Raw genomic sequence first — 12655 nt, 5'->3', positions numbered from 1 at the left:
TTAGCCCTCCACCACGTCAATACCCATGGAACGGGCAGACCCGACCAGCATACGCACGGCGCCATCAATATCGTTTGCGTTCATGTCCTGCTGCTTCTGGGCAGCAATTTCACGCAGCTGATCCATGGTCACCTTACCGACGGAAGCGCCCTTACCAACTGTCTGGCTGCCTTTGGAAATCTTGGCGGCCTTGAGCAGGAAGTAGGTGTTCGGCGGGGTTTTGGTGATGAAGCTGAATGTACGGTCTGCATAAGCCGTGATCACCACAGGAATCGGCATGCCAGGTTCAAGGCCCTGGGTCTTGGCATTAAAGGCCTTGCAGAATTCCATGATATTCAGACCGCGCTGACCCAGAGCCGGACCAACCGGCGGTGAAGGGTTGGCTTTACCAGCGGGAATCTGAAGCTTGATGTAGCCAACAACTTTTTTGGCCATATCCGGGACTCCTCAAAAATGTACCCGGACCGCGGTTCTTAACGATTCCTGCCATACACATCCGTGCTGGCAGGTACCTCCCGCGTTCCGATCAGGAAAGGCGCGCTTACCTGTGCGCCGCACTGCTGTCAAGGGGCGCACTCACTTTTGTGCTCCCGCTCAGGTCCATGCTGGCAGGGTCACGCACGGTTGTAATGCCGCCCGCAGCCGGGGCCTGCCGCAGGTTGCTGTATTGCAGCGGCTTGAACGGCATAAGTACGCTCTCCCCTTGCGGAAGGTGCTCACGCGACCATCCCCCGCCCAGTGCGCGAATCAGCTCCACCCGTGCGTTTATGGCCCGTGTGGAGGTCTGCACCATACCAATGCGCGCGTTCAGCGCCGCAACCTGCGCCACCACAACATCCAGATAGTTGGTGAGCCCGCCCGTATAGAGCGCCATGGTCATGCCCTGTGTGCGGACTGCGGCATCCACCGCGCTGGACTGCTGCTCTACCTGCAGCTTGAGCCTGTTGACGCGCGTCAGCCCGTCCTCCACCTCCTTGAAGGCGTCCAGAACCGTACTGCGGTACATGTCCTCTTTTTCGCGGTACTGCGACCAGCTCCGTTGCAGGTCTGCACGCCGCAACCCACCCTGAAAAAGTGGCAGTACGGCCTGCGCACCAAACTGGTACATGGAGTTGGAAAGAGAGGCGAGGTCGAACCCCCTATCCATAAAACCGGTCATGGCATTGAACGTGACATGCGGATAAAAAGCCGCGCGGGAGACCCCGATGGCGCGGTTAGCCTGCGCCATACGCCGCTCTGCCGCAGCAATGTCCGGCCGTCTTTCCAGCAATGTGGATGGCAGGGCAACGGGCAAAGACCCTTGGGCAAAATTCAGCCCCTGCACCGGCGCGATATGAAACGCCGCGGGCGCCTGATTCACCAGCGTTGCAATGGCATGCTCCATGACGTCACGCTGGGTCCGGATGTCGGTCTCCTGCGCCTGCGTGGTGTAAAGCTGCGCCTCCGCGCGGGAGACATCCATACCCGGAGCAATGGCGCCAGCCAGCCGCATGTTGGTAATCTGCACGGCGGTTTTGTAGTAGCGGATGGAATCACGGTACACCGCATCCTGCGCATCCAGCCCGCGCAGAATAATGTAATCGCTCGCCAGTTCGGCCTGCAGGCTCAGGCGGGCTGCGGCATAGTCGGCAGCACGCTCCTGCACATTCTGTTTGGCCATGCGGGTTTTGTTACGTATGGCAGACCAGAAGTCCGGCTCCCACGTAGCAGTGCCCGAATACTGCTCGGACGACATGTACATAGGGCCAGTAGAACCCGCCCCGCGCCACAGACGATGGGCCGAACCTTTGTATTTTTCGCCCCCTGCCATGCCGCCAACCTGCGGATAAAGCTGCGACTTGGCCTCCATGGCCAGATCACGCGCCTGAAGGAAGGCTTCCGCCTGTGCCTGAAGGTCAGGATTAAGCCGCATGGCCTGCTCCTCCAGACCATTCAGCACCGGGTCCCCCAGAATGGTCCACCATGTGGGGCTGATCTGTATATCCCCTCCCCCGGCTGGCTGCATAACACCGCCGCCACTCCAGTTATCCGGGTACACAAAAGTTGCGGGTTTATAGCGTGGCGCCATGTCGCACCCTGCCAGCACGGACAGAACGCATGACCCCACCATTAACCGCGAAGCAAAATGTTTGACGCGCCACCCATGATCTCTCATGGCCGCCCCCCGGCTTCAGGCATTGGCCGGTTATCTTCCGGCATGGCGCGCGTATCATTCTTGCTGCCACTGGCGGCGGGTGCAGGCGGAGTGGGCTGCACATTATAGCCCGGTGTCCCTTTGACAATCCGGACCAGCTGCCCGTCCAGCAACCCGGCTGAAGGGTTATTGATAACCCGATCGGTCTTTTTGACCCCGCGTTGCACTTCCACCGTGGTCCCCAGATCACGCCCGAGGGCTACATTGACCAGATGCACATGGTTGCTGTCATCCACCAGCGCCACCTGCGTACCTTCCTGACGGAAGACAATCGCCCCTTCTGGCAAAATAAGCTGATCGGGGTCGGCTGGGGCGCGGAATGTGGCGGTCGCATAGGAGTTGGGCCACAGCTCCCCGCTCTTGTTGTCCAGCACCAGCTCGGTTGTGACCGTGCGGGTATTGGGGTTGAACGCACTGGCGGTCGCCAGAAAGCGCGCCTTGAACGTCCGCTCTGGGTATTGCGGCACAATCAGTTCGGCCTGCAGGCGGGGGGAGATAATATCGGCATAATCCTGTGGCACTGCTACAAACACACGCATGGCATGCACATCGGCCACGCTGAACAGTTCCGTAGCATTCCCGCGTGAATCCACATCACCCCGCCCGGCATTGACGTAGTCCCCCACGTCGGCCATGCGCGATGTGACAATCCCGTCAAATGGGGCCACAATCTTTTTAAAACCCTCAAGGGCTGCATAACGCTCCACATCATGCAGCGCGGCCTCGACCTGTGCCTTCTCGGCCTCGGCATTGGCGGCCTGCACATCCACCTCCTGTTGGGAGACAGCCTGCGTGCCCTGCAAAGCCTTCCAGCGCCGCGCAGTAATCTGGGCCAGTTTGTAGCGGGCCTGAGCGACGTTATAGTTGGCCTGCGCTGCGGCATATTGCGCGTCCAGCCCCGGGGTATCAATTTCGGCCAGCACATCCCCGGCTTTTACGCGTGCGCCAAAATCCTTGTACCACATTTTCACGTAGCCAGAGACCTGAGCGTATATGGGGGCCTGATACCACGCGGCAATATTGGCAGGCAGCGTAAGCTGGCGCTCCTCCGGCCCCTTCTGGGGGTAGATGATCTGCACCACAGGGACCGCGTCATGCGCCGTTTCACGCGCAAGCTGCACATAGGCCGAATGCCGCTGCACAAGCCCCATAATAATCAGGAACCCTGCCACGCCTGCGACAATGGCAAACCCCATTTTTCTTTTACGCGCAGCTGCCGCAGCTTTTGCCCTGGCGTCCACGCCACCCGTCTTGTCGTGTTCCGGGGTCATACGCCAGCTTCCTCTTCTTTTGTCTTCGGCACGTCTTTTTTGTTGTGCAGCATTGCGAACACGCAGGGAACAAACAGCAAGGTCGCAACCGTTGCGACCAGAAGCCCACCCATGACCGCCTTGCCCAGCGGCGCGTTTTGCGAATTACTCAGCGACATGGGCAGCATGCCAATAATCATGGCGGATGCTGTCATCATAACAGGGCGGATACGCTCAAACCCAGCCTCCAGTGCGGCCAGAATGGCATCTCCATGCTCCTCCAGCCGCTCGCGCGCAAACGCGACAACCAGAATGGCGTTGGCCGTGGCCGTACCCATGCACATGATCGCCCCGGTCAGTGCGGGAACGGACAATGTGGTGTGGGTCAAAAACAGGCTCCAGGAAATACCCGCCAGCGCACCGGGCAGCGCGGTAATGATAATGAACGGGTCCAGCCAAGACTGAAAGTTAACCACAATCAGCAGGTAAACAAGCAGGACAGACATGGCCAACCCGGCCAGCAGCTGCACGTAGGCACTGTTCATGGTCACCGCCTGCCCACGCACCATAAGCGATGCGCCACGCGGCAGGTCGGGGCGCATTTCGTCCACAATCCGCTCCACCTCGCGGGAGACCGTGCCCAGATCAATCCCCTCGTTTGAGGCATAGATGTCAAACACAGGCATGATGTTGTAGTGCGCAACCTCGGCAGGTGTACCCACCTGTTCGATCTGGCTCAGCCCCCCCAGAATCTGCGGGGTCTGCCCGCTGGGGTTACCATCCCCCTTATCAATCGGTGTGATCTCCAGATCATTCATGGTCTGGAGGAACGATGCAGGGGTCTGGATGTCGATCAGATGCGACACCCCGGTTTTTGTATCCAGCCAGTAAACCTGCCCGACCTGCGAACTGCCAGAGAGGGAGACCAGCACGTTATCGGCCACATCCGCCTCGCGGATACCCGTGCCGAGGGCGTACATCCTGCGTGCGTTCACGCGCAGGGTTGGCGTGGTCATGGGTTCCTGCACCGAAATATCGGTCAGGCCCGTTACGTGCCGCAGTCTCTCGGCAATACGGTTGGCAAAGCGGAAGTTGGCAGGCAGGTCACGCCCGACAACCTGCACATCAATCGGAGATGGCAAGCCGAAATTGAGGATCTTGGCGGTCAGATCCCCCGGCAGGAAGGAGAACTGGGTGCCGGGGAATTTTTCGTTCAGGTTCTGGCGCAGCAGGTGGCGGTATTGTGCAACAGGTGCGGCCTGATCTTTGAGCGAGATGGTAATATCGCAATCCTGCGTCCCCACGGTTGGTGTGGGAATATAGGCCATGTTGAGCGGGCTGAACGCCAGACCACAGTTATTGACAATCCCTTCCACCTGACCGGGCAGCGTACGCTCGACCTCCGCATCCACCAGTTGGGAAATTTTGCCCGCCTCTTCCAGCCGTGTCCCGACGGGTGCGCGCATATGCAGGGCGATTACGTCCGAATTGACCTCGGGGAAGAAGTTCTGCCCGACAAAAAACAGCAGCCCCAACGACCCGAAGGAGCACAGCACAAACACCGGAATAAACGTGCCGCGCACTTCAATCAGGTACCCCAGCAGGGCGTGGTAGCGGTGGCGGAAGGTCTCAAACCCCCGCTCGAAGGAACGCTGGAAGCGACCAAAAACCGTTTTGGGCTCCTGCGGTCCGTGGGCATGGGCTGCCACCTGTGCTGCCAGCATATATTTGGCCATCGTCGGCACAAGTGTGCGCGAGAGGATGAACGAGGCCAGCATGGCAAAAATAATGGCTTCAGCCATGGGCATGAACAGCCAGCCCGCAACGCCCGTCAGCTGGAACAGGGGCATCCACACAATGCAGATACACAGGGTGGAGACAAAGGTTGGAATGACAATCTGGTTGGCCGCATCCACAATGGCCGTCTCCAGGTCCTTCTCCATCTCCAGATGTGCATCAATATTCTCGATCATGACCGTGGCGTCATCAACCAGAATACCAACAGCCAGCGCAAGCCCGCCAAGGGTCATGACGTTAATGGTCTGCCCGGCCCAGCCCAGCCCGATGATAGAGCACAGCATGGCCAGTGGGATGGAGGTGGCAATAATAACCGTGGAGCGCCACGAGCCGAGGAAGAGCAGCACAACAAGCCCGGTCAGAATGGCGGCGGTTATCATTTCGCGCACCACGTCCTCCACGGACTCTTTAACAAAGGTCGAGGCGTCATTGAGCACGCGAATGCTCACACCGGGCGGCAATGTCTGCACAATGCCGGGCAGGAGCTTTTTAATCCCCGCCACCACATCCAGTGTCGAGGCGTCCCCGCTCTTCATAACCACAATCAGAACACCCTGCTGGCCCTTGACCAGCACAAGGTTGGTCTGGGGTGGCCCACCCTGATGCACCCATGCCACGTCACGCAGGCGGACAACCGCGTGGCCGACCTGTTTGATGGGGATGTCATTCAGCTCGTCCAGCTCGCGCGGGGCGGCATTGGTCTGCACCATCCAGTCAAACGGGCCGATGCGCTGGTCCCCCGCGGGCAGCACAATGTTCTGACTGTTCAACGCGCGTGAGACATCAACCGGGGAGAGGCTGTGCGCCAGAAGCTTGACCGGGTCCAGGTCCACCATGACGTTACCCGGCTTGCCCCCATACGGGTTGGGAATGGCCGCCCCCGCAACAGACACCAGCGCAGGCCGGATAAGGTTGGACGACATGTCATAAATCTCGGACGCCGTCATGGAGGTGGAGGCGACCTGCAGCGTAATGACTGGCACGGAGGAGGCGTCATACGCCAGCACAAGCGGAGGGGTAGAGCCTGTGGGCATCTGCTTGATCACGGTCTGCGAGACTGAGGTGATCTGCGTCTGGGCCACGGATGTGTTTGTACCGGGCTGGAAAAAGATTTTAACAATCCCGCGCCCGTAATAGGACTGGCTCTCAATGTGTTCGATATTATTGACGGTCGCGGTCAATGCACGCTCGTAATAATAGACCACACGACCAGACATATCCTCCGGCATAAGCCCGGTGTACTGCCAGATAACAGCCACAACCGGAATACGGATACTGGGGAAGACGTCCGTGGGAGTGGAAAAAATGCCCTTAATTCCAAAAACCAGAATCAGGATGGACAGCACAACAAAAGTGTACGGTTTTTTGAGTGCTATTATAACAATCTGGTTCATGCGCCTTGTCCCCGCCTAACAACGGGTCTGGCAATCAGTCTGGAAATGGTTGTCATTTTGCAAGTAGATACCCGCACATCCTGCTCCCGCTTGTGACATTATCTTTACAAACCATAGCTCTAGCCCGGTGTTAAAACCGGAAAGGCGATGCTGAAGCACGTACCCCTGCCATCTGGGCCGCTTTCTATCCTCACCTGCGCATCATGCAGGTGCGCAATGGCGCAAACAAGACTTAACCCCAGACCACTACCGGGCACATGCCGGCTTTTGTCCGAACGATAGAAGCGCGAGAGCACATTCTGCCGCTCCTCTGGGGCAATACCCGTACCCGTATCTGTGACGACCAGCATGACCGCATCATCTTTTTGTTGCACATCCAATACAATACTCCCCCCTTCAGGGGTAAATTTGATGGCGTTGTCAACCAGATTGGCCAGAAGTTCGATCAAAAGATGCCGGTCACCCCACACAGGCCCCTCCGCTGCGGAGGGCAGTGCCTGTAATTTTTTGTCTTCCATTTCGGCAATGGGTTCGTACAGATCGAACACATCATCCATCAACTCACGCAGCCTGACCTGAGCAAAACCCGCCATACGGCGGCTGTTCTCGATCTCCGCAATCCGGAGCAGAGCGGTAATAATGCCAAGGCACTGGTCCAGATCATCCACCGCCCGACTTATGGCAGCCTCAAGCTGCTCCGGGTTGCGCTCGCCCGACTGGGCGCGCTCAAGCTTTGCCCGCATGCGCGAGAGCGGGGTGCGCAGGTCATGCGCAATATCGTTACCCACCGCGCGCATGCCATCCATCAGATGCTCCAGCCGGTCGAGCATGCGGTTCACGCTCCCGGCCAGTCGCTCCAGATCATCCCGCTCCTTGTTGGCGGGCAAACGCTCATGAATATCCCCCGCCATAATGCGGTCTATGGCCTCGTGCATTTCCTTCACACGGGAGAGCGCACGGTGGCTGAGTGCCACACCCAGGAACAGCGCGAACAGGAAAGTCGGCACCGCCGCAACCAGCATGGCGTGGCGGAGCATAAGCTTTTGCTCCGCCAGCAGATGAAAACTGCGCCCCAGCACCAGAATGGTATGGTCTGGCAGGGTTACGGCCAGCAGGCGCAGGGGGTAGGCCGCCCCTTCCTCGGGGTAAATATCGATATTGTGCGGCTTGCCGTCCGCCTTGAGCCCGCGCGGCCATGTATGCAGGTCGCCTGCAATCAACGCGTGCCCTGCATCAAACAGCCCTGCACTGTTGATAATCAGCCGCAGGTCATCGGTCGCACGGCGGCGGATAACATATTCCAGATGTTCGGGAGACATCTGAGCCAGCAGTTCCGCCTCCCCCTGTAGCAGTTCGGTGGAGCGGCGGGATTCCACGGCTTCCATCTGGGCATAAACCAGACCAAACTGCATCAGCATGACACCGGCCATGGCCGCCAGCGCCATAAGGGTGATCCTGAATGTGGCTGTCCGGAAAACCTCAGTCAGAAACACGCAACTGGAACCCTGTACCGCGAATGCTCTGGATGAGGGGTTCCTCCCCCGGCGCATCAACCTTCCTGCGCAGTTTGCCTATGTGCACGTCAACAAGGTTGGTACGCGGGATAAAGCGGTACTGCCAGACATCTTCCAGTAACATTGAGCGGGTCAGCACCTGACCGGGCCTGCGCATAAGGTATTCGAGCAGCCGGAACTCACGCGGCAGCAGGTCAATCTCGCGCCCATCACGCCAGACGCGGCGTTCGATCAGGTCCATTTCCAGCGGGCCAGCACTCAGTTTGGTATTGCGCGTATCATCCGGCCGCCGGAGCAGGGCCTCAATGCGCGCAACCAGCTCCTCCATGGCAAATGGTTTGGTCAGGTAGTCATCCCCCCCTGCCTTCAGCCCTGTTACGCGGTCATCCACGGCAGACAGGGCAGAGAGGACCAGAACAGGGATGCGAATCCCCTGCTGGCGCATGGTTTCAATAACAGACAGGCCATCACACCCGGGTAAAAGCCGGTCTACCACCATCACATCGGCCTCTGCCTTCAGGGCCGCATCCAGCCCGGCATTGCCGGTTTCCTCATGGTGGACGTTAAAGCCGCGACCGGTCAGCTCGCCCACAATTTCCTCGGCAATCCTGCCGTCATCCTCGACAAGGAGAACCGTCCGCCCTGCCAGAAAAGGGGGGAGTGTGTCGTCTTCAGCCATGACTGTCCTCTCGCTCATACTCTATTGTGTTGCAGCCCCGTCCTTCACATGGCCACTAAATTCAATTTCAGACTCTTCGCCTTCATCTTCCGCAGCAACCGGATTATCCAGCTCCTTCAACCTGCGTGTGACCACTCTGGTCCGCCGTCTGGCCTCTTCAATGGAGAAGGACATAGCCTGCGCATTGCGCGCGAGCTTGTCCAGCACTGCATCCATTTTCAACATTTCCTGCCGTGTGGCTCCCAGCAGGCGGGCAATGCTTTCTGTCCGCTCTTCCAGTGCAAGGGTCACATAGCCCAGATGAATCGTGCGGAGCATGGCGGGCATAAGCGCAGGCCCCATGACCATAACCCGGAACTGCCGCCCCACATCATCAATCAGCCCCGGAATGCGGGCTACCTCGGTATAAAGCCCGTCGGTTGGCAGATACAGCACGGCAAACTCCACCGTTGCGGGGGGCTGAATATATTTGGTGGCAATTTTACGTGCTTCAACCCGCACTGTGTTTTCCAGCGATTTGCGGGCGGCCTTTTCCCCCGCTACATCGCCTTCCTCCGCCGCGTTCAGCAGTTTTTCGTATGCTTCGGTCGGGAACTTGCTATCCACCGGCATAAGCGGCGGGGTCTGGGTTTTGACCGGCATGCGTATGGCAAACTCCACCACATCGTTCCCCGGCCCGAGCCTGACGTTACTCTCGTACGTTCCCGGTGGCAGCACATCGTCCAAAATGGCGCGGAGTTGCGCCTCCCCCCAGCCACCACGGGTTTTGACATTGCTGAACAGCCGCTTGAGGTCACTGATCTGGGCTGTCATGGCCCGGACCTCGCCCATAGCCTTCTGCATGGCGGTAAACTGTTCCAGCACCCGCTGGAATGACGAGTGCATCTGCCGTTCCACTGCCTCGTGCAGCTGCTCGGTCACGGCATGGCGGATGGCGGACAACTGCTGGGCGGACGCCTCCGCCATATTACGCAGGGCCTCGGACTGGGCGGCGCGGGCCTCCGCCTGCTCACGCCCAAGGTTGCCAGACAGGCTTCCAAGCTGTTCGGCCAGCTCCGCACGCATGCGCTCCAGCCGCTCACCAAATGCACGCTCCATATTGTTAATGACGGTTCTCTGGGCAGACGAATCAGCCCGCGCGGTCGCGGCCTCACGCTCCATCATCACGTACAGCCGCGCCAGCATATCGCCATCCGCACCTGTCGCGGGGGGCCTGCGCAGCACACAGGCCAGAAGCACCCCCAGCAAAAGAGCCGCAAGTGCCACACATACAAGAACAATTACAGAACCCATGCCCTGTTGTGTCTTATGTTCCAGCCAAGAGCAAGCACCCCCCACGCCTGTTTTTGAACAAAAAAACGGGTTGGCACGCAACATCTCTCATGACGCGCACGTAATGACAGGTGTGGCATGGTAATGATATTACCCTTGTCCACGGTGCCTTGTTCACCACCACAACAAAAAGCCCATGAACGGAGAGCACAGCTTGAACACGGCACAACGCATTCGGGGTATTCTGGCAGGATCAGCCGGGAACCTGCTCGAATATTTTGACTGGTACGTCTATTCCTCCTTCACCATTTATTTTGCCCATGCGTTTTTTCCCCACGGCAGCCCCACGGCGGAACTGCTCAATGCCGCTGCGGTGTTTGCCGTCGGTTTTTTCATGCGGCCTATTGGTGGGTGGCTGCTGGGCATGGCGGCGGACCGCTACGGGCGGCGCAAGGCGCTGACCTTTTCTGTTCTGGCGATGTGTTTTGGCTCGCTGGCCATTGCCCTGTGCCCTACATATGAGCAGATCGGGGTTGTGGCACCGGTTATTCTTGTGCTCGCACGTCTGGTGCAGGGCCTGAGCCTTGGGGGAGAATACGGTGCATCGGCCACCTATCTGGCCGAGGTCTCCACCCCGCAGCACCGGGGCTTCTGGTCTGGTTTTCTCTACGTCACGCTGGTCATGGGGCAGTTGCTGGCACTGTGCGTGCTGCTGGTCATGCAATATGTGTTTTTAACCCCCGAGCAGATTGCAAACTGGGGCTGGCGCATTCCCTTCCTGATCGGGGCATGTGGCGCGGTGCTGGTGTTCTGGCTCCGCCGCCAGATGGTGGAGAGCGAAAGCTTTGAAAACACCAGCAAAAAACAGACCAAAGGCGGCGTGCGCGTTATGCTCGCGCATTGGCCATCTGTCCTGCGGGTGTGTGGGCTGACCCTTGGCGGCACGGTCGCCTTTTACACCTACACCATTTATATGCAGAAATACCTTGCCAACTCCCTTGGTTTTTCCAAGGAGACGGCAACCCTTATCTCTGCTGCCAGCCTGTTTGTGTTTGCCGCCATGCAGCCCCTGTTTGGCGCTCTCTCCGACCGGGTCGGACGTAAACCCCTGTTGCTGTTTTTTGGCATTGGCGCAAGCCTTGGCACCATACCGCTGCTGAATGCGCTCTCCCACGCCACATCGGGTTGGGTCGCCTTTGGGCTGATTGTTGCGGCCCTGTTCATGGCGTCTGGTTACACGTCCATCAACGCCATTGTTAAGGCCGAGCTGTTCCCCACCCGTGTGCGGGCACTCGGTGTGGCCCTGCCCTATGCGCTGACTGTCTCCATTTTTGGGGGCACAACCGAATATATTGCCTTGTGGTGCAAGCATGTCGGGCATGAGGGCTGGTTTGCGTGGTATGTCTCGGCCTGCGCGCTGGTCACCTTGGCAACGGCACTGACACTGCCAAAAACCAGCGCCATACCTGACAGCACGCCTTAAGCGGCCCGCTGCACCATCAACAAAAGGACAGGGTGCAGCCTTTAATTTGCCACAAGCTGATCGATATTTAAGGAGGAACAAAAACATGGAGCAGCGTGACACCCTGCTCCAAGGAGGCACGCATCATGCGCCGCATGACACAATTTCTGATGGCCCTGCCCGTTATTGCGGGTCTTGGTCTGGCAGCTCTGCCCTCCGCCCAGGCACAGCCCGGACGCTGGGGTGGCGGTGGCCCCGGTTGGGGGAGAGGTGGCCCCGGCGGCTGGGGTGGCCACCACCATGGTGATGGTGGCGCCATAGCTGGCGCCCTTATTGGCGGGCTGGCCGTTGGCGCACTGGCCGGGGCCGCCATGAGCGATGGCCCACGCGGTTATGGATACGGGTATGGCTACGGCCCACCGCCGCCGCCTCCACCCCCGCCGCCACCGCGTGTTTACATGGTGCCGGTTGCCCCCATGGGGCCGCCACCGGGCTACTATTATGCAGCGCCCGGCGGGTATTACTCCGGCTGGTAAACCCTGCCTGTCAGGTGCCAGCCTTATACCGGCCCGGCACCTGCTCAGGCCAGATCAGTCTGGCGTGCCACTCAGTGTGCTGGCCTGCGCCAGCACAGCCTCCACATGGCCGCTGACTTTGACCTTGGGCCAGATGTAAGCAATGTGCCCGCTCGCATCGATCAGGAACGTGGCGCGCTCGATACCCATATAGGTCCGGCCATACATGGATTTTTCCACCCAGACGCCATAGGCCTCGGTAACATGCCCGGCCTCGTCTGACGCCAAGGGGAATGTCAGGCTGTATTTTGTGGCAAAGGCATCCAGCTTTTTAACTGGGTCGCGTGAGACGCCAATCACACTCAGCCCGGCCTTTTCAAATGCCTGCAAGGCCTCGTTAAACCCGCAGGCTTCCTTGGTGCATCCCGGCGTATCGGCCTTGGGGTAAAAATACAGCACATAAGGTTTGCCCGTAAGGGAGGCACTCTGCACCGTACGCCCGCCGCTGGCAGGCATGCTAAAGGCGGGAGCCTTATCCCCGACTTGCAGGGGGGTATGTTTATCCATGATCTTCAACT

General features: G+C 59.1%; 10 protein-coding genes. 2 read left to right on the top strand and 8 right to left on the bottom strand.

Features of this window, described 5'->3' with window-relative positions; all coding sequences use genetic code 11:
* From rplK to HK26_RS03220, 7 genes are all read right to left on the bottom strand, one after another.
* On the bottom strand, window positions 1-435 hold the full coding sequence (rplK, locus tag HK26_RS03250; protein WP_025826986.1) for a 50S ribosomal protein L11: 435 nt from the start codon (window positions 433-435) through the stop codon (window positions 1-3).
* A 106-nt stretch (window positions 436-541) separates the two neighbouring features.
* Window positions 542-2110, bottom strand: coding sequence for an efflux transporter outer membrane subunit (locus HK26_RS03245; protein ID WP_374188215.1), 1569 nt, complete (start codon window positions 2108-2110; stop codon window positions 542-544).
* Window positions 2111-2151: 41 nt separating this feature from the next.
* Window positions 2152-3465 (bottom strand): efflux RND transporter periplasmic adaptor subunit, encoded by a 1314-nt coding sequence (locus HK26_RS03240; RefSeq protein WP_180539295.1) that lies wholly within the window; start codon window positions 3463-3465, stop codon window positions 2152-2154.
* On the bottom strand, window positions 3462-6635 hold the full coding sequence (locus HK26_RS03235) for an efflux RND transporter permease subunit (RefSeq protein WP_086638469.1): 3174 nt from the start codon (window positions 6633-6635) through the stop codon (window positions 3462-3464). The genes HK26_RS03240 and HK26_RS03235 overlap by 4 nt, the downstream gene beginning before the upstream one ends.
* A 119-nt stretch (window positions 6636-6754) precedes the next feature.
* Complete coding sequence (locus HK26_RS03230) at window positions 6755-8128, bottom strand: sensor histidine kinase (RefSeq protein WP_086638468.1); 1374 nt, start codon at window positions 8126-8128, stop codon at window positions 6755-6757.
* Window positions 8115-8828 carry a response regulator transcription factor gene (locus HK26_RS03225; protein ID WP_257640853.1) on the bottom strand — a complete coding sequence of 238 codons (714 nt, stop codon included), beginning with the start codon at window positions 8826-8828 and terminating at the stop codon, window positions 8115-8117. Before HK26_RS03225 ends, HK26_RS03230 begins: the two co-directional genes overlap by 14 nt.
* A 21-nt stretch (window positions 8829-8849) precedes the next feature.
* A complete protein-coding gene (locus HK26_RS03220) occupies window positions 8850-10121 on the bottom strand; it encodes a DNA recombination protein RmuC (RefSeq protein WP_086638715.1) in 1272 nt (423 codons plus the stop codon).
* A gap of 193 nt (window positions 10122-10314) precedes the next feature.
* On the opposite strand from HK26_RS03220, the gene HK26_RS03215 reads away from it, so the two are divergent.
* Both HK26_RS03215 and HK26_RS03210 read left to right on the top strand, forming a co-directional pair.
* A complete protein-coding gene (locus HK26_RS03215; RefSeq protein WP_086638714.1) occupies window positions 10315-11583 on the top strand; it encodes an MFS transporter in 1269 nt (422 codons plus the stop codon).
* Between the two features lie 134 nt (window positions 11584-11717).
* Window positions 11718-12098 (top strand): hypothetical protein, encoded by a 381-nt coding sequence (locus HK26_RS03210; protein WP_257640837.1) that lies wholly within the window; start codon window positions 11718-11720, stop codon window positions 12096-12098.
* Between the two features lie 54 nt (window positions 12099-12152).
* Here HK26_RS03210 and bcp read toward each other — a convergent pair whose 3' ends face one another.
* The gene (gene bcp / locus HK26_RS03205; RefSeq protein WP_086638712.1) at window positions 12153-12647 is read right to left on the bottom strand and encodes a thioredoxin-dependent thiol peroxidase; all 495 of its coding nucleotides are present in this window, start codon (window positions 12645-12647) and stop codon (window positions 12153-12155) included.
* Window positions 12648-12655: the final 8 nt, after the last annotated feature.

Source organism: Acetobacter okinawensis (genome assembly GCF_002153655.1).
In the GTDB taxonomy this organism is placed as follows: Bacteria; Pseudomonadota; Alphaproteobacteria; order Acetobacterales; family Acetobacteraceae; genus Acetobacter; species Acetobacter okinawensis_A.
This window is presented reverse-complemented; position numbering and strand designations above follow the sequence as displayed.